General features: G+C 37.1%; 14 protein-coding genes and 1 pseudogene. 10 read left to right on the forward strand and 5 right to left on the reverse strand.

The window, feature by feature from the left end; translation table 11 throughout:
• From ASG38_RS00405 to ASG38_RS00435, 7 genes and pseudogenes are all read left to right on the forward strand, one after another.
• A pseudogene (locus tag ASG38_RS00405) lies at nt 1-829 on the forward strand (hypothetical protein); the annotation flags it as partial.
• Nucleotides 830-1,133: 304 nt separating this feature from the next.
• Nucleotides 1,134-2,030: a hypothetical protein gene (locus ASG38_RS00410; protein ID WP_157485944.1), complete on the forward strand. Its 897-nt coding sequence runs from the start codon at nt 1,134-1,136 to the stop codon at nt 2,028-2,030.
• A gap of 28 nt (nt 2,031-2,058) precedes the next feature.
• Nucleotides 2,059-2,961: a hypothetical protein gene (locus ASG38_RS00415; protein ID WP_056065518.1), complete on the forward strand. Its 903-nt coding sequence runs from the start codon at nt 2,059-2,061 to the stop codon at nt 2,959-2,961.
• 32 nt (nt 2,962-2,993) lie between these two features.
• Entirely contained in the window at nt 2,994-3,899 is a 906-nt protein-coding gene (locus ASG38_RS00420; RefSeq protein ID WP_157485946.1) for a hypothetical protein, read from the forward strand.
• A 298-nt stretch (nt 3,900-4,197) separates the two neighbouring features.
• Nucleotides 4,198-5,106 carry a hypothetical protein gene (locus ASG38_RS00425; RefSeq protein ID WP_056065524.1) on the forward strand — a complete coding sequence of 303 codons (909 nt, stop codon included), beginning with the start codon at nt 4,198-4,200 and terminating at the stop codon, nt 5,104-5,106.
• A gap of 27 nt (nt 5,107-5,133) precedes the next feature.
• Nucleotides 5,134-6,072 (forward strand): hypothetical protein, encoded by a 939-nt coding sequence (locus ASG38_RS00430; RefSeq protein WP_157485948.1) that lies wholly within the window; start codon nt 5,134-5,136, stop codon nt 6,070-6,072.
• Nucleotides 6,073-6,109: 37 nt separating this feature from the next.
• Nucleotides 6,110-7,012 carry a hypothetical protein gene (locus ASG38_RS00435; protein WP_157485950.1) on the forward strand — a complete coding sequence of 301 codons (903 nt, stop codon included), beginning with the start codon at nt 6,110-6,112 and terminating at the stop codon, nt 7,010-7,012.
• A gap of 1,375 nt (nt 7,013-8,387) precedes the next feature.
• Here the strand turns inward: ASG38_RS00435 and ASG38_RS00440 are convergent.
• The 3 genes from ASG38_RS00440 to ASG38_RS00450 form a co-directional block, all read right to left on the reverse strand.
• Nucleotides 8,388-9,152, reverse strand: coding sequence for a LytTR family DNA-binding domain-containing protein (locus ASG38_RS00440; protein ID WP_056065533.1), 765 nt, complete (start codon nt 9,150-9,152; stop codon nt 8,388-8,390).
• A gap of 89 nt (nt 9,153-9,241) precedes the next feature.
• Complete coding sequence (locus ASG38_RS00445; protein WP_056065536.1) at nt 9,242-12,250, reverse strand: sensor histidine kinase; 3,009 nt, start codon at nt 12,248-12,250, stop codon at nt 9,242-9,244.
• Nucleotides 12,251-12,547: 297 nt separating this feature from the next.
• The gene (locus ASG38_RS00450; protein WP_056065539.1) at nt 12,548-14,452 is read right to left on the reverse strand and encodes a sensor histidine kinase KdpD; all 1,905 of its coding nucleotides are present in this window, start codon (nt 14,450-14,452) and stop codon (nt 12,548-12,550) included.
• 350 nt (nt 14,453-14,802) lie between these two features.
• Between ASG38_RS00450 and ASG38_RS00455 the strand changes: the two genes are divergently transcribed.
• From ASG38_RS00455 to ASG38_RS00465, 3 genes are all read left to right on the forward strand, one after another.
• The gene (locus ASG38_RS00455; RefSeq protein ID WP_056065543.1) at nt 14,803-15,078 is read left to right on the forward strand and encodes an RNA-binding protein; all 276 of its coding nucleotides are present in this window, start codon (nt 14,803-14,805) and stop codon (nt 15,076-15,078) included.
• Between the two features lie 173 nt (nt 15,079-15,251).
• Nucleotides 15,252-15,686 (forward strand): cold shock domain-containing protein, encoded by a 435-nt coding sequence (locus tag ASG38_RS00460; RefSeq protein WP_056065548.1) that lies wholly within the window; start codon nt 15,252-15,254, stop codon nt 15,684-15,686.
• A 15-nt stretch (nt 15,687-15,701) separates the two neighbouring features.
• A complete protein-coding gene (locus tag ASG38_RS00465) occupies nt 15,702-15,893 on the forward strand; it encodes a cold-shock protein (protein ID WP_056065551.1) in 192 nt (63 codons plus the stop codon).
• A gap of 58 nt (nt 15,894-15,951) precedes the next feature.
• Here ASG38_RS00465 and ASG38_RS00470 read toward each other — a convergent pair whose 3' ends face one another.
• Together ASG38_RS00470 and ASG38_RS00475 are read right to left on the reverse strand one after the other, a co-directional pair.
• Nucleotides 15,952-17,010, reverse strand: coding sequence for a 3-oxoacyl-ACP synthase III family protein (locus tag ASG38_RS00470; RefSeq protein WP_056065554.1), 1,059 nt, complete (start codon nt 17,008-17,010; stop codon nt 15,952-15,954).
• Nucleotides 17,011-17,222: 212 nt separating this feature from the next.
• On the reverse strand, nt 17,223-17,672 hold the full coding sequence (locus ASG38_RS00475; protein ID WP_056065557.1) for a response regulator: 450 nt from the start codon (nt 17,670-17,672) through the stop codon (nt 17,223-17,225).
• Nucleotides 17,673-17,735: the final 63 nt, after the last annotated feature.

The following is a 17,735-nucleotide window of genomic DNA, read 5'->3' on the forward strand; positions in this document are numbered from 1 at the left end:
CGCAACTGGCGCACCAACATGGGTGAACAAAAATACTCTGGATAACATTTATACAACTGATGGCAGTTTGGCAACCGATAGAATAGTAAATACAAATGGTAAGACTCTTAGATTCAGGGCAACAACACCTGAAACAAGAGAAACGATATTTGACTTCTCTACTGGGGCTTATTTAACAAATGCTACAACAACAGGCAGGTCTAACATAAGAGTGTCATCAGGAACAAGTATTGTGGATTTATATCAGGACTCGAATTCCCGTTCTCAACTTGTTTCAAGCGGTACTTCTACAGGACTTGTAGTAGGAACTGCAAATAATTCGGCCAGACCCCTTGAACTTATCACCAATGGTACCACCAGAGTGCATGTTTCGAGTGCAGGAAAGGTAGGTATAGGTACTGCGAATATGCTTGGTACTACCAATACAAATGTCCTCCTTGCCGTGAACGGTTCAATAGAAACAGCCAACTCTACTTATGCCGATTATGTATTTGAAGATTATTTTAACGGTACCTCCGAACTGAAAAAAGACTATACTTTCAAATCCATAAAAGAAGTAGAAAAGTTTATCAACGAAAACAAACACCTGCCGGGTATTACCAGCATCAAGGATTTACGTCAAAATGATAAAGGCGAATACATCTTTAACATGTCAGAGCTTTCTATACAGATGTTGGAAAAAGTAGAAGAATTATATCTGCATACTATTGAGCAACAGAAACAACTGGAAGCCAAAGATAAAGAAATAGACCAGTTAAAAGAAAATGCAAAGAATATGGACGAACGTCTAAAACGACTAGAGAAAATACTGCTTGATCAAAAGAAGTAAAAAAGACAGGTTTCAGGGGCCGGGATTTCAAACCGGCCCTTGTGCCTGCTTATCTATAGGGTGAGAATAAAAAATAATCAATAAAAAAAGAATACTATAATGTTTAAAAACAATTAGAGAAAATAGTACTTAAACAGAATAAGTAAAAAAAGTTTTTTGGAATCCGAGATTTTAAACCGGTCTTCAAACATTTCTCATTATTATTGGATAGATTTTTGTCCATAGTAATGATAGCATAACAATCCAGATACAAAGCAGTCATAAATTGACTGCAAATTTTAGTTATAAGCCATAAAGATTTTTTATGAAGCAGATTTTTCTACTCCTGTTGCTATACAGCACAGGCATGATGTCCCAAAACACCGGGATATACACCAAAAACCCGGGTAGCATTTTGGCCGTGGACGGTTCTTTTGCAGGCAATTATAAAATAGCGACCGGCAATGTTATCCTTGACGATTCCGATTTTTATATTGCCTATAATGGAAATGCTAATGGCATAATTCGACTGCCGGTAGCCATTAGCGGGCCGGGCAACTTCAAAGGACGTATTTACAGGATTAAAAATACAACCGGCAATTGGAATCTTACGGTTACTGCACAGAATCTGGAAAAAATAGATGCGGCAACAGATGTAACCGGTATAGTGGTGCCTCCCGGCTATTATGCTGAGCTGATTAGCAAGGGCACTGCCACCGGCACTACCTGGGAACTCTCTATGCTGGTGCCCATAGTGCGGTCTTCAAGAGTAATCAAACTGGTAGATGTTGCATATTCTGTAGCAAGGAATTTGAGTACCACTGATAGGTTTATAATAAGAAACGAATATTCACAGCCTATTACCAATGTTATAATTCCCCAGAGCAGTACTTCGTTTACCTTGTCTGAACCCCAAAAGGTATTTCTAAACTTTGCAGCAGGAATTGATAATTTAGCAACTCTTCAACCGGGGCAGATGTCAACAATTTTTTACCGTTGCGAACTGTATATAGATAATGTGGCTACGGGGCTTTTCCAGATTGTACCACTAGATGGAGAGGGCTCCCAGTTGCAGTTTAGCCTGTCTGGCGTTCGCGATTTGCCTGCAGGACCGCATACTATCCATGCCAAATTTTCTTTATGGTTAGTCGGTGGAACTTATTCTTTTACCAGTCAGTTTGGAGTCATGTCACTTTTGTTAAGTGCCACACATATAAATTAGGGAACTATAAGCCATAAAAAATTTTATTATGAAACAGCTTTTTTTAATCCTGTTGCTGTACAGCACGGGCATGATGTCTCAAAATACCGCAATAAACACCGGTATAAACACCAAAAATCCGGGAAGCCGCTTGACTGTTGACGGTTCTTTTGCAGGCGACTATAAGATAGTTAGCGGCGATTTTACACTAGATGATTCCGACTTTTATATTGTCTATAACCGGGATAACAAAGCTACAATTAAACTCCCCAAGGCCATAAGCGGGCCTGGCAATTTTAAGGGGCGAATTTACGGAATTAAGAATATAAGCAGGAACCAGCAAAGCGGTTACCTTACAGTCACTCCTGAAGCATTGGGTTTGGAGAAAATAGACGCCGCAGGCGATGTAGACTATATAACGATACCGCCTGGTCATTATGCTGAACTGATTAGCAAGGGCACTACCACCGGAACTACCTGGGAACTTTCTATGTTGGTGCCTGTGGCACAGTCTTCAAAAATGACTCATCTGTTAAATGTTGCAATAGGAATGCCAAAGAATAGCAGTCCGCAATCAACATTTACTTTAAGTCCTCCAACCACTTTAGATGTTGTAATTCCGGGTACTCAGAAAACGTTTAGCCTGGATAAGCCCAAAACTGTATTTTTTAACTTTACAGTAGGGCTTGGTCTTATAAATTTTTTCTCACCGGGTGATTATTATCATTTTTACCGTTGCGAACTGTTCATAAATAATTCACCCACACAAATTTTTCAGGTTGTGCAGGAGCATAGTAAAAGTATTCAGTTTAGCATGTCTGGTGTATATGATTTGCCGGCAGGCACACATACTATTGAGGCCAGACTCTCTTCCTGGCATGACTTTGGACAGGCGCGGAATCTGAAATATGGAATTTTGTCGCTTTTGCTAAGTGCCTTCAGCGTGGATTAATCTCTTTTTTGTACCTGATTTAAAAAAAATCTATGATGTTACAATTTACAAAATATTTCATATTGCTTTTTTTGTTTACAGCAATCGGAAGCTTTGCCCAGAACACCGCAATAAATACCGGAATAAATACCAAAAATCCGGGCAGCCGTTTGACAGTTAACGGCTCTGTTGCGGCCGATTATAAAATTATAACCGGAAATGCTGTCCTGGGCTATTCAGATTATTATACGGCCTATAACGGCAATGCTGACGCTATGCTTCATCTTCCTCCGGCCGGATGGGGCTCTTTAAAAGGACGTGTTTATGCTATAAAGAATACTTCATCAAATAGTATGCTAACCGTTATTGCTCCGGCACAGGAGATGATATATGGAACAGCCAATATGTCTTCAGTAACGGTGCCACCGGGTTATTATGTAAAATTAATCAGTAGAGGTACAGTCACGGATACTACCTGGGAATTATTAGCAATTATGGATGGTAAAGTGACATCTGAGGCTGTTAAAAAAGCATTGGACTATTCTTTTGGAATGGATATAGGTGGCTATCCGATATCTCCAACAGAGTTTATAGTGTCAAACAACAATTCTGTGCTCCTTCCGGAAAGCCAGACAATGTTTACAATGCCTGTTGCCAAGCCTGTATTCTTAAATGTTGCTATAGGGCTGGCTGATTTTACTTATCCGAGAGTGTTTTCAAAAAGTCCTTATTACCGTTGTGAATTAATTATTGACGGAGTGGCCACAAATCTTTTCCAGATTGCACAGCAACAACATGTAGGCTCCTCGTTACGGTTTAATATTTCCGGGGTCTTTAATTTATCTGCCGGCTCTCATGGCATCTGGGTCAATATTACCCGTTGGAATGATGACGGTCATACAGGTACTCAACGTCTTTTGGTTTTGTCTGTTGTTTATGATGGGGTATATTTGGATTGATTATAAGAGATTTTATATTAATAGCCTATGTTTTGCTAGATGCTTTACGGTTAGTAAAGATAAAGAAATTAAGATGCCGGAATAATGAATAAAAGTTTAACACAATTAGCGGGAATCTTGTCCAGGCAGAATAAGTAAAAAAAGTTTTTTGGAATCCGGGATTTTAAACCGTTTTTCAAAAAATTCTCATTAATTATTAAGTAGATTTGTGTCCGTAGTAATGACAGCATAACAATCCAAATACAAAGCAGTCATAAATTGACTGCAAATTTTAGTTATAAGCCATAAAAATTTTATTATGAAACAGCTTTTTTTAATCCTGTTGCTGTACAACACAGGCGTAATGTCACAAAACACCGGGATATACACCAAAAACCCGGGCAGCAGTTTGGCTGTTAACGGTTCTTTTGCAGCCGATTATAAAATAGCGACCAGCAATGTTATCCTTGACGATTCCGATTTTTATATTGCCTATAATGGAAATACCGACGGCATAATTCAACTGCCCGTGGCCATTAGTGGGCAGGGCAACTTTAAAGGACGTATTTACAGGATTAAGAATACAACCGGCAATTGGAATCTTACGGTTGCTGCACATAATTTAGAAAAAATAGATGCCGTAACAGATGTAAGCAGTATACTGCTGCCTCCCGGCTATTATGCTGAATTCATTAGCAAGGGTACTACCACAGGCACTACCTGGGAACTCTCTATGCGGGTGCCCGCAGTGTCATCTTTTGAAGTGACCAAACTGGTAGATGTTACAAGTTCTGTAGCAAGGAATTCAGTTAGCTCTCCTCAGGATAGATTTACTATAGTAAGAGGCAATCCAGGTATTTTAGACATTGTAATTCCCGGTAGCAGTAATTCGTTTACCTTGTCTGAACCCAAAACAGTATTTTTAGACTGTGTGTTAGGAATTGATGATTTAGAATCTCCTGTATCTGGACAGATCTATATAATGCCTTATTACCGTTGCGAACTGTATATAGATAATGTGGCTACGGGTATTTTCCAGATTGTACAGCAAAATAGAATAGGGTCACAATTACAGTTCAGCATGTCTGGCGTACGCGATTTGTCTGCAGGACAGCATACTATCCATGCCAAACTTTCTTTATGGAGGTCTGGAGGAGGAGTTCCGTCGGGAACTACCAATACATTCGGAGTTTTGTCACTTTTGCTAAGTGCCGTATATATAAATTAAAGAACTATGAGCCAAAAAGATTTTATTATGAAACAGCTTTTTTTAATCCTGTTGCTGTACAGCACGGGCGTGATGTCTCAAAACACTGCGATAAACACCGGAATAAACACCAAAAATCCGGGCAGCCGCTTGACTGTTAACGGTTCTTTTGCAGGCGATTATAAGATAGTTAGTGACGATGTTACATTAGACGATTCCGATTTTTATATTGCCTATAATTCAACTAGTAGTATACCTGGTGATAGAGGTATAATACGACTCCCTGAGGCCATTAGCGGGCCTGGCAATTTTAAAGGACGCATTTACGGAATTAAGAATATAAGCGCCCTTGAGCTTATGGTTTATTCTGAAAGACCGGGTGAGAAGATTGACGCCACAGGCGATGTAGATTATATAGTGTTGCCTCCCGGGTATTATGCTGAATTGATTAGCAAGGGCACTACCACCGGAACTACCTGGGAGCTTTCTATGTTGGTGCCTACTAAATTGTCTTCAAAAATGACTCGACTGTCAAATATTGCAATAGGAGTGCCAAAGAATAGCAGTTATCAATCGCTATTTACTATAGGGCCTTCAAGTAGTTTAGATGTTGTAATTCCGGATAGCATGGGTTCGTTTTTCGTGGATAAACAACCCAGAGCTTTATTTCTAAACTTTACAGTAGGGCTTGCTCTTGTAGATTCCGGTACACCGGTTTATCCACCGGGTTCTGTTATTTCTTATTATCGTTGCGAACTTTTTATAAACGATATGCCAACAGGCATTTTTCAGGTTGTGCAGGAGAATAGTAAGGGCATGCAGTTTAACTTGTCCGGTAAATACAATTTCGTGCCTCCGCCTGCAGGAGGATATTGGCATACTTTTTATGCCAAAATCTCTACCTGGAATAGTTTTGGGTCTGCGAATAATCATGTGTTAGGAGTTTTATCGGTCTTGCTAAGTGTTGACAGCATAACCCGGACATAAATTAATCTCTTTTTTAGCCCCTGATTAAAAAAAAATTATGATGTTACACTATACGAAATATTTCATACTACTGTTTTTCTTTGCTTCGGCAACCGGAAGTTTTGCCCAAAACATGGCAATAAATACCGGAATAAACACCAAAAACCCCGGCAGCCGCTTGACAGTTAACGGCTCTGTCGCGGCCGATTATAGAATTATAACCGGAAATGCTGTCCTGGGCTATACGGATTATTATACGGCCTATAACGGCAATGCTGACGCTATGCTCCATCTTCCTCCGGCCGGATGGGGCTCTTTAAAAGGACGCGTTTACAGTATAAAGAATACCAGCAATTACATGCTAACCGTTATTGCTCCGGCACAGGAAACTATATATGGAACAGCCAATATGTCTTCAGTAACGGTGCCGCCGGGTAATTATGTAAAATTAATCAGTAGGGGTACAGTCACGGGCAGTACCTGGGAATTATTAGCAATTATGGATGGAAAAACAGAATCTGTGACTGTTAAAAAGGTATTGGACTATGCATACGGAATGGAGAGAGAAAGCTCTAATATATCAGAATTTACACTGTCTGGCAGCAATCCTACACTTATTCCCGAAAGCCAGACAATGTTTACCATGCCTGTTGCCAGCCCCGTAATTTTAAATATTGCTGTAGGATTGGCTGGCGATGTTTCATATCCTAGCAATTTTAGAAGTCCTTATTTCCGTTGTGAAATAATTATTGACGGAGTAGCCACAAATTTCTTCCAGATTGTACAGCAACATTATATAAACTCCTCGTTACAGTTTAAAATTTCCGGAGTCTTTAATTTATCTGCCGGTCCTCATGGTATCTGGCTTAATATTACCCATTGGAATGATTTCGGCGGTTATTTTCCTGTCCCGAGATTTAAGGTTTTGTCTGTGGTTTATGATGGGGTATATCTGGAGTGATTTTTTTCCAAAGCAAAAAAATTAGAACACAGTGAGAAAGTTATGATTTTGCTGCCTGCACAGTTTTATGAAATTTATCGTGAGTAAAGGGCAGCTTTTCACGCTTCATTTAAACCTTGCGACTCTGTGAGCCACTATTTCACGCAAAGATGCAGAGCCGCAAAGCAGGTAAGAAATTTATTTTTGAATAAAGTTTCCAAAAGTCATTCAAGTTTTTGCCCATACGTGAAATAGTGGCTTACAAAGGTGCAGAGTCGCAAAGTATTAAGCCTTACTTATCAAAGAAAAAGTTGTGAAAGTGACCCTTTTTCGAGTTTTCTTTTATATGAATTCTTTAAATCTGTCAAATCATTTTGATCTGTGACTAAATCCATTGTTCTTTGATTTGGTATAAACGACCCGATAGTCATTAAAGAATTTTTTGCCTTTGGTGAAAAAATAAAAAGGAGGCCATCTGTTTCATGTTTGTATAACGATGTATTTTTTCTACATAAACTATGATGTTTTTTATGAAGATGGTAGGATGACCTCCGTTTTAATACAAAGTGCCTCTTTAACTAGATATTATGAATAATTAGAAGCCCAAATCTACAATTCATAGTAACATATCTGAGGATTGAGAATGTTATGAGAGGCACTTGTTTATTTTATAAGTTGTGTATTTATTGTCAATTGATAAAAGAAAGCGGCTTTTATTTATTCCTAATTGTTGCGTCTTTATCAAAAATAATCCATTACGAAAAATTTAGAGCCCGCTTTCTTATTGCATGTTTTTATATCAAACAAATAACTGTTTTTTAGACAGCATAGTTATAGTGTCTCTCTAGTTTTTCGATTTTTATCTAAACTAAACTTTTATAAGAACGTTGTTGGTGAGAGACACTATAGCTACGAACATATAATATGTTACTGCCTTTGGCAAAATCTCATTTCTTGAAATTTGCTTATACAAAGATTGCAGATTATAATAATAAAGCCAATCGCAAAGTAATAACTGGTTGCTATTGCGAATAACTGGAAGAATATGGGAATAAGTGGTTTTCCGGAGTATTTAAAAAACAGGTGGCTATAGCGCGGGGCATACCAACAGAATAGTGAATTTAGTCACAGATCAAAATGATTAGACAAATTTAAAGAATCTATATAAAATCAAAGAAAACCTGAAAAGGGTTACTTTCGTAATTTTTTCTTTTATAAGGCTTAATTACTTTGCGGCTCTGCGCCTTTGCGAGCCATTATTTCATACAAGGGTGAAGAGCCGTAAAACAGGACAAGTTATAAAACCTACTTTACCTAAATAAGAATCTTCTTGGTGTAGAGTTTCCGATAATCAATTGAAAACAACTGCTGTAAAAGGAAAACAGGAAAAGAAAGTCTAGTTTTTGATTTTGAGAAATCGATGAAAATCTTCGAGTTTACGTCTGGCAATAGGTAATAACGTGCCGTCCGACATTTCGCAATAGCTCCCATCTTTTTTGATAATCGTAACAAGGTGCTCAATATTGAGTATGAAAGAATGGTGTATTCTGAAAAAGCGGGTTTTGTCCAATGTTTCCTCAAAACTTAAAAGATTTTTACTTGAGGTGTATTTTTTACCTTCAATGGTATGGAAAACAGTATATTTATTGTCTGCCTCAATATAGGTAATCTGGCTGCTTTTAACCATATCAACCTTATCCAGGGAAGGAATTGCTATATATTCTTTATTTTCAGAAAAAGAAACGGGTTCGCCGGAAAATGATGTCAGCTTTCCAAAATCAAAAAAGTCTTGTTGCTCAATATTTTTTATAGCCTTGTTTACGGCCAGAATTACATCTTCTATAATGATTGGTTTTAGAATATAATCCACAGCATTATACTTAAAAGCTTTGAGGGCATACTCATCATATGAGGTAACGAAAATTACCTGCGCTTTAAGGTCGTCCAATTGGTCAAGGATTTCGAAGGAATTGCCTTCGTTTAATTTTATATCCAAAAAAAGAATATCCGGTTCCTTCTCCCTGATTTCTGAAATGCCTTCTGATATGGTCAGGGCTTCGCCCACGACTTCTATACTCGGGCAGTATTTGGTGACGAAATGTTTTAATAAGGCTATATTGTTGACTTCATCGTCAATTATGAGGGCTTTATGGGCTTGCATATGTTTAAAATTGGAGGAGGACTAAAGTTAAGAAAATTTTGTAAACCTGCCAATAAAGTTAAATAATTAAGTGAAAATTAAGAATCGCTTTAAGGCTGTTGTAATTTTAAGGTTACCCGTGTGCCGCAAGGCATTCCGTTTTTTTCTAAATCGTCAATTTTAAGGATAACAGCTTTAGCGTTATTGTTGGGATAGTTCATGATGTTAATGCGCTCATTGACTATTGTGGTAGCCCATGATTTGTGCGATTCTTTTTTATTTACAGCATTTTTTGCGGCCATAATTCTGCCAATTCCATTGTCTTCGACAACAACCACCAAATAGCCTTCTTCCATAGAAAAACTGATCGTTAGTTTTTTGTCCTGTTTTTTGGAAAGCCCATGCAGTATGGCATTTTCTACAAAAGGTTGGATTAGCATTCCTGGTAGAAAAATAGTACTGGTATCCCTAACGCTGTTTTGAACCTTTACAGAATATTTTAATTCATCGTTGAGCTGCAGGTTGTTGAGTAGTAAGTAATTGTTGAGGTATTCAATTTCGCTTTTGAGCGTGATGAGTTCCTGCCTTGAAATGTCGAGCGTTTGTCTGAAAAGTTTGGAAAAAGCACCAAAATATTTGTTGGCTTCGGCTTCTCCTTTTAAAATCAGAACGCTTTGCATATTATTTAAAATATTAAATACAAAATGAGGGTTCATCTGTGCTCTTAGGGCGCTGGATTTTAGTTCCTTGATTTCTTTTTCCCTTTCAAAAAATCTTTTTTGTCTTCGGTTACGCCTGATAAAGAAATAGATTATCGAACCAAGCGCTAACAATGCCATTAAGATGATAAAAAGTGGCGTTTTATAAAAAATCTGTTCAACATGGAGGTTGATTTTTACTTCGTTGAGGGTTTCAATACCTTTCGCGTCTTTTCCCTTTACCCGTAATACATAATTTCCGGGCGGTAGACTGGGAAGCTCAACAAGCCCGGATGTTCCGGCATCTATCCACTCATTTCTGAGTCCTTCTATTTTATAGAGATAGGTGTTTTTTTCAATGTAAAACAGTTCATTAATGGAGAATACTGCCGAAAAATAATTTTTATTATAAGGAAGGTTGATTGTTTTTTTATTAAGACTTAAATAATCGGTTACATTTTTATTCCTGTCACTGGAAAAATAGGTTGAACTATACAAAAAAATAGTGTGGGGATGTTTTCCCCTGAGTTCTATTTTTCCGGGATTGAATTCGACGATACCGTTTAGGCTTCCGAAATAAAATGCATTCTCATTTTTTTTGTAGGCAGATCTGAGATTAAATTCATTGTCAGCCAGTCCGTCTTCTTTATAATATAAGGCGAAAAAACCTTTCTGTTTGTCAAATCGGGTAAGCCCGTAATAGGTTGAAAACCATAACGCTTCCTTGCTTTCCAATATGCCGCATATGATATTATTTGAGAGTCCGTCAGATTGTGTCAGGTTTTTGAACCAATTTGTTTTTGGGTCCAGGAAAACGATTCCCCTTCCGTCAGTACCAATCCATAGATTGCCTTTTTCGTCTTCATGTAATGTCAACAGGCTTTTATAATCAAAGGCTGGATTAATACTCTTGTAATTTATAAAATCTTTTCCTTTTTCCTTTAAGAAAAGCCCATCCCGGGTTGCAATCCATTTTTTACCATCTTTACCCTCTGTAAGGCTGAGAACGGAAATATTTCCCAAATAATAACCATCTTCTACGTAAGGATTTATTTCTTCCGTTTTTTTATTGAGAATATACAAGCCTTTGTTGGAGCCAATCCATAATTCATCAGGTAATTTTTCTTTCATGTATTCAACCTTGAAACCTTTTGGTAACTCAATGTCTTTTTTCGTATGGGTAAGCAGGTTTACCTTTTTAATCCAATGGTATTCTTGTGAACCCCATAAGATAGAATCGTTTTTGTCTAAAACGAGAATATCATATAAACCATTTTTTTCACCCTTAACTAAAAATTGTTCCGGTTTTTTATCCTTTTCCTGTTTGAAAAGACCTTCGTAGGTAGCTATGAACAGATTGTTTTTTGAATCTGAAACAATGCCTCTCGTACTATACTGCTTGTCATCGAATTGCAGTTTCCTTTTAAAATTATTTGGTATGATTAATAATTTGAAGAGTTCATCATAGCCGGATATCCATATAAAATTAGGATAATGCTTGTTGTTGGCTATTGAAATTTGCTTTTTGAAGTGTAGGGTGTCAATGGTAGTAATCTCATTAGTTTTCTTATTAATCTGATTAATAAAGAGATTCGAATCATCTGCCAAATAAAGCTTTGAATCTACAACCAAAGCTCTGCTACTCCAGTTACAGCTCCCTAAATAGCAGGTTTCGTCATACGGATAATTGAATATTTGTATGTCCAGTCCTTTCAAATAGATGTATTTGTAGGACCTATTGTTGTACTTATAATAGCCACTGCTGTTTTCGGTTACAATTTTACCGTTTTCAAAAAGAGTAAATTCAGGGTTGATTTCCTTATCCAGGGTATGAATATTTACAGAAAAATGTATTCCTCCTGAATCAATATAAAAGAGATTGTATCCGGATTTTGCAATGATTCTGCCATTATTTAAAACCCTGATTATTTCAATTTCTTGTTTATCTTTCAAAAGAGGGTGAGTAACCTGAGTCACCTTTCTGTCGGGTGTAATTTTAATAAGGTAGCGCGAGCCATTACTAATCCAAAGATTATCCATCTCGTCTTTGGCAATAAAGGTTTTGGAACTTAATTTTTCCGTAGGGTATTGAATGCGATCCACCTGAAGTTTATCTGCCGTAATGATATAAGCCTTATCCAGTTCGGCAGCCCAAATGGTATTATTATGGTCTTGAATCCATGCATTTTTGGAAAGATAAAAGTTGTCGTCATGGCTGTTTCCATCCTTATAAAACTGATACCTGAGCTTGTTTTTTCCGTCAAATCTATAAAAATCCCCATCACGATTGGTGGCATACCACACAAACCGGCTATTATCAACAAAAGCCGAGCTCGAGAAAAGATAAGTGTTAAATCCGTCGCGAATCTGGGCTTCTTTTAAAGCATAATCCTGTCCGGATACACAAACAGTAAATAACAAAAAAAATAGAGTTATGCGTAAATGCATGAAAAAATAAATTACACAACTAAAATAGTTATTCTATAGAAATAAATAACAATATGTTTTTTGAAAGCAATTTACCACTTACTCCTCAATTCAACCACTTACTCCCAAATATGACCTTTTGTTACTTCTTGCTTTAAGTTTCACAAAAGAATTCAAACCTTTGAACTATTAAAGATGGGGGAATACGCACCCTATACCAGTTTACTGCGACAGGTAAATTAATAAATTGTGGGAGTAATTTTATTTTTTGCCTGTCCCAAACTGGTATAATTAAGCTACAATTTTTGACTGTATACTTTCCTTGGCAACAGGGTTGGATGGAACAGCATAACTAAAGATACTACCAGCCGAGTTACGGTTTTCCGCCCAAATCCTTCCACCTAGTTTTACTATAAAATCCTTACTGAACGAAAGTGCTATGCCGGCACCTTCATGCATTGAGCCACCCTTACTGCTAATAGAAAACAGTTTTTCTATCTGAGTATCTGACAAGCCCGGCCCTTCATCTTTTACGGAGATAACAATCTCAGAATCGGTTTTAAATGCGTCTACAGCAATAGTCTTACCTTTAGGTGAGAATTTTAAAGCATTGGAAAGCAGGTTTCTATTTACAAATTGAAGCATTTCCTTGTCTGATGTGGCCAAAATACCTTCCGGCACATTATTGATAACCGTAATTCCTTTTTCATTGAGCTGTGCATTGTAGCCGCTAATAGCTTCGTCAAGTAACGAACGGATATCCACCGTTTCAAAATTAATTCTGAACTCTCCAAGTTGGCGTTTGATCCATTGCAGGGTAGCATCAAAATTTTCCAGCGTTCCGGAAATATCATTACTGATTGTCAGATAAAAAGATTCCTTTTCAGATTCGGTAAGTTCCGTATTACGCTCTAAGAGTCTTACCATATAGAGAGTTGAAATAAGAGGCGAACGGAAGTCATGTGCAAGAATAGAAACCAGGTTAGATTTCATGGCATCGGCTTCAGATAAGGAAGCATTCTTTTTATCGATGATTTCATATAATGCGGCTTTCTTTTTAGAATCATTTCGGATTTTTTTATACGCCCGGAATAATAGCGATAGCAAAATACCGCACACTATTGAAAAGACGGTCAATATTATGATAGTCTGTCGTGATGCTTTTTGTGACCGCTCCAAATCCTTGTTATTTTCCTGGATTTGGTAGTAATGCACATAATCTCCAATGAATTTTTCCAGGCTGGCTTGCCGCTTTAATTGTGCGGCAATCATCTTTTCGCTTAATTCCCGCTCTTTTTCAATATTCCCGCTCATTTTTGCGAACCGCAGCATCGAAAATAAGACCGGGGCTTTTAATTCGTCATAACCGTTAGATTCTATTATGGCCATCTGCTCCTCCATATATTTCAGGGCTAATTCCGGGTTGTTAGCGTTAAATTCAGCCATAGCGTTAAGCCCCTGAAGCTGTAATCGCTCAAGTTTGGCTGCTTTTGCCTCCTGAAGCGAACTTTCCAATAACGGTAAGGCTTTATCTCTGACGCCCCGAATCATATAAAAAATACCAAGAATTTGCTTGTTGCTTATAAGAAGTGACTGGTCGTTTAGTTTTTCACCAATTTTATTGGAGCGTTCCAGATAATACTGAACACTGTCTTCAGAAAGCTGTGGATTTGCCATACAATAATTGGCATATACCCTGCTCATGATGCTGTCTGTCGGGATGCTTTTTCCTATTTTCAAAGCTTGCCTGTTATATTCTACGGCCCGAAGCTGGTTTCCGATTTGCATCTGTAGGCTCGCAAAATTCATGTAGAGTTGCACCGTATTTTGTTTGTCGCCCATTTTTTCATAATCGGCAAGAACCTGGCCGAATATTTTTGAGGCCTCATTGCTAAGTCCCTTTAAGGCTAATGAGATTCCAATTACATTTTCTGCATCAACGGCTCCCTTTTTATACCGGATTCTTCCGGCAACAGTCCTGGCATTCATCGCATAAATCAAACTGCTGTCCGGATTTTTCATATGCATCAGCATACCAATACGGTTGATTTTGTTGACATATGAAATACTGTCCTTTACATGTGGCAGACTCTTTTGAAGTTTCTGTATTTCCTGGGTTTGGGAATGGGAATAGGAAATGCAGAGTAAAAACAGAGCCAAAAACAAAATATTTTTTAAGGGGAATAATTTGGGCATCTTCTTATTTTTTTGTAAAAATAAGGATTAAAATCATGCGAAGCGGTTTTTGATAAAGTAAGAATAATAATATGATATTTTTCCTTGCTTATTGAAAGTTACAGAGGAAGTTTTTTATAAATAATGTTCCGGATAAAAGCCGGAAATTTCTCGAATTGATTTCAATAGCTTTTTATTTTTAAAATAAAAAAATATATTTAGTTGATTATCAATTATCATTGACTACATTTGTTGCGATATTATATAACAGGTTTCTGTTGCCTTCTCTGGAATAGTTTAAAACACTCTTTTTCTCTCTCTCAGTTTTTGCTTTCTCAGGTGCCATTTTTTAATCTTAAAATTATTTACTTATGAATATTTTTGTTGGCAATCTGAGTTTTAAAACTTCAGAAGAACAATTGTTCGACTTATTTGCTTCCTATGGAGAAGTAACTTCAGTTAAAATCATTACAGACAAATTTTCCGGAAATTCCAGAGGCTTTGCCTTTGTTGAAATGCCTGAACAGGAGGAAGCGCAGAATGCTGTAGACAACCTGAACGATTCTGAGTTTGACTCACGTACAATGGCAGTAAAAGAAGCAATGCCAAAAGAAAACGATACGCGTTCCAGAAAAAAACACTATTAGAAATCAGTATTTCATTTTGGTCATTATTCGTTTGTAAACGATTCAAGGATGGTTAGGCTTTTAACCAACGGATATGATTAGCCTATGTTCATGCAACAGGATGAACTATATGGGAATGATAATTCCATCCTAAAAGTAAATCCTCATTTCCATTTAAATAAAAAGTACCCAATATGGCAGATTCGTTTTTTAAAAAAGAAAACAATAAAAAAAAACAAAAGAAGCAGCAGGATAAAATTTCCAGAAGAGAAGAACGAAAAACAAATAACAATAAAGGGAAAGAGCTTGATGATATGATTGTTTATGTCGATATCAATGGAAATTTCACTTCATTGCCACCCCACGCTCAGAACAGGGAAGAGGATGCTGCTAAAGCCAGGCAATCTAAAAAGGCGGAAATGATTACGGAAGACACAATTTTTTCGGGCATAGTTTCCTATATGAGCGAGAAAGGCTACGGTTTTATTACAGAAGAAAACAGCAATGAAAATATTTTTTTCCATTACGGACAATTAAATGAAGCTGTTAAAAAACATGATGTAGTACATTATAAAAAAGAAAAAACACCAAAAGGATATCAGGCAACAGATATAAAAAGCAATAAATAACAAATAAAAAAAGAGATGCAAGAAGGCACAGTAAAATTTTTTAATGAATCTAAGGGATTTGGATTCATTTCACAAGACGGAAGCAACGAGGATATTTTTGTCCACAGTACCGGATTATTGGATAAAATTAATGAGAACGACAAGGTTGTTTTTGATATTGAAAAAGGTCAAAAAGGTTTGATGGCCGTAAATGTCAAAAGAAGATAATTACCTGTATTTGTTTGTAAGAAGGTGTATAAAATTTAATTTATACACCTTTTTATTTTTAAAAACGGTACACAAAAGCATTAATGTTCATTCCGGCTCCTACAGAAGCAAAAAGAACAATATCGTTTTCTTTGATTGAATGCTGTGGCAGCTCGTTTTTTAAAATCATGGTTAACAGTGACGGAATTGTAGCCACACTACTATTTCCAAGCTTGTGTATTACCATGGGCATTATATTTTCGGGCACCGGAGTTTTGTAAATTTTATAAAAACGGTTTACGATTGCTTCGTCCATTTTTTCATTGGCCTGATGGATGATTATTTTAGAGAGGTCATTAATAGAATAACCGCTGTCATCCAGGCATTTTTGCATGGCACCGGGAACATTCAAAAGGGCAAATTCATAAATTTTCCTACCATCCATCTTCAGGTACCGTATATTGGGACAGTTTTCATTATTATACGATTTTCCAAAATACAGGTAATCTTTCTCGTTAAGGGTAAAAGAACCGGAGAGATGTGATTTTATTCCCGATTCGTCATTACTGGTTTCAAGAATAGCGGCACCGGCACCATCAGCATAAATCATACTATCCCTATCATGCGCATCGACTACACGCGTAAGGGTTTCCGCTCCAATAACAAGGCATCTTTTGGCTATTCCCGATTTGATAAAGGCATGCGCCTGTATCATGCCTTCAATCCAGCCCGGACAGCCAAACAAGACATCATAGGCTACACAAAAATTATTTTTGATTTTTAAAAGATGCTTGACACGCGATGCAAGGCTTGGAACCATATCAGATTGGATTGTTCCTGTACGGACATCGCCAAAATTATGCGCGAAAATAATGTAATCAAGTGTTTCCGGGTCGATTCCTGAATCTTCTATGGCAGATTGGGCAGCCAAAAAGCCTAAATCAGAAGCGACCTGATTAGGATGCGCATAACGTCTTTCCTCAATACCGGTAATTTCTTTCAGTTTACTGGCAATGGTTGCATTGTCTTGTTTTAAGGCATCTCCCGCCTGGTCTAAAAAGTGATGCTTGTCAAAAAATAGATTGGTAATGGCCTGGGAAGGTATATAGTTTCCCACGCCTATAATTTTACTCGTCATTAATAAAGGTCACTTTTTACAGTAACTTCATTTTATGAAGAGAATTAAAGTGATGCGGTAAATATAATGATTTTAGATTATATGCTATTTTATTATCTGATTCTTTTGTATTTCAATGCGCTGTTTTTAATGGTTGTCAATAGTTTTCATAGTGTGTCTTTTGTAAATGTATATTTACCATTAGAAGAGGTTTACTTCATTTTGCACTACTATCAGGTAACAAATACAAATGTATCGCGGTCCAGACCCGAAGAAAGAAATTGCCAGTTGACATGAATTACCTTGGCAATTGTATCTCTTAGAGTTTCAAAATTATTGGGTTTTGTAATATAGACATTGGCACCGGCAATCAATGTATCTTCAATATCTTTTTCTGTGGAAGAAGTCGAATAGATTACAACAGACAATTGTCTGTAGCGGTCATTCTTCCTGATTTCCCGAAGTGTTTCGAGACCACCCATAATGGGCATGTTCAGGTCCAGAAAAATAATGTCCGGGACAGTTTCGTTTTCATTCAGGTAATTTAATACCTCAAGGCCATTCTGGAACATCAGGAGTTGATTCCCGGAATTCAACTGAGAGAATGCCTCTTCGAAAATCATACGGTCTTCCGCATCATCATCCACAAGAATAATGTGCATTTTTTCGTTTAGGTTTTTCATTCTTGGTGCAAATTAAGGGACAAATAAAATTATAAATCCACTACTTAAACAAATGTTAATGAT

The organism is Flavobacterium sp. Leaf359 (assembly GCF_001423985.1).
Lineage (GTDB): Bacteria > Bacteroidota > Bacteroidia > Flavobacteriales > Flavobacteriaceae > Flavobacterium > Flavobacterium lindanitolerans.

Bases quoted from the DNA above. Each gene is read 5' to 3' on its own strand.
- ASG38_RS00410 (WP_157485944.1), top strand. From the start codon at position 1,134: ATGAAGCAGATTTTTCTACTCCTGTTGCTATACAGCACAGGCATGATG.
- ASG38_RS00415 (WP_056065518.1), top strand. From the start codon at position 2,059: ATGAAACAGCTTTTTTTAATCCTGTTGCTGTACAGCACGGGCATGATG.
- ASG38_RS00420 (WP_157485946.1), top strand. From the start codon at position 2,994: ATGATGTTACAATTTACAAAATATTTCATATTGCTTTTTTTGTTTACA.
- ASG38_RS00425 (WP_056065524.1), top strand. From the start codon at position 4,198: ATGAAACAGCTTTTTTTAATCCTGTTGCTGTACAACACAGGCGTAATG.
- ASG38_RS00430 (WP_157485948.1), top strand. From the start codon at position 5,134: ATGAAACAGCTTTTTTTAATCCTGTTGCTGTACAGCACGGGCGTGATG.
- ASG38_RS00435 (WP_157485950.1), top strand. From the start codon at position 6,110: ATGATGTTACACTATACGAAATATTTCATACTACTGTTTTTCTTTGCT.
- ASG38_RS00440 (WP_056065533.1), bottom strand. From the start codon at position 9,152: ATGCAAGCCCATAAAGCCCTCATAATTGACGATGAAGTCAACAATATA.
- ASG38_RS00450 (WP_056065539.1), bottom strand. From the start codon at position 14,452: ATGCCCAAATTATTCCCCTTAAAAAATATTTTGTTTTTGGCTCTGTTT.
- ASG38_RS00455 (WP_056065543.1), top strand. From the start codon at position 14,803: ATGAATATTTTTGTTGGCAATCTGAGTTTTAAAACTTCAGAAGAACAA.
- ASG38_RS00460 (WP_056065548.1), top strand. From the start codon at position 15,252: ATGGCAGATTCGTTTTTTAAAAAAGAAAACAATAAAAAAAAACAAAAG.
- ASG38_RS00465 (WP_056065551.1), top strand. From the start codon at position 15,702: ATGCAAGAAGGCACAGTAAAATTTTTTAATGAATCTAAGGGATTTGGA.
- ASG38_RS00470 (WP_056065554.1), bottom strand. From the start codon at position 17,010: ATGACGAGTAAAATTATAGGCGTGGGAAACTATATACCTTCCCAGGCC.
- ASG38_RS00475 (WP_056065557.1), bottom strand. From the start codon at position 17,672: ATGAAAAACCTAAACGAAAAAATGCACATTATTCTTGTGGATGATGAT.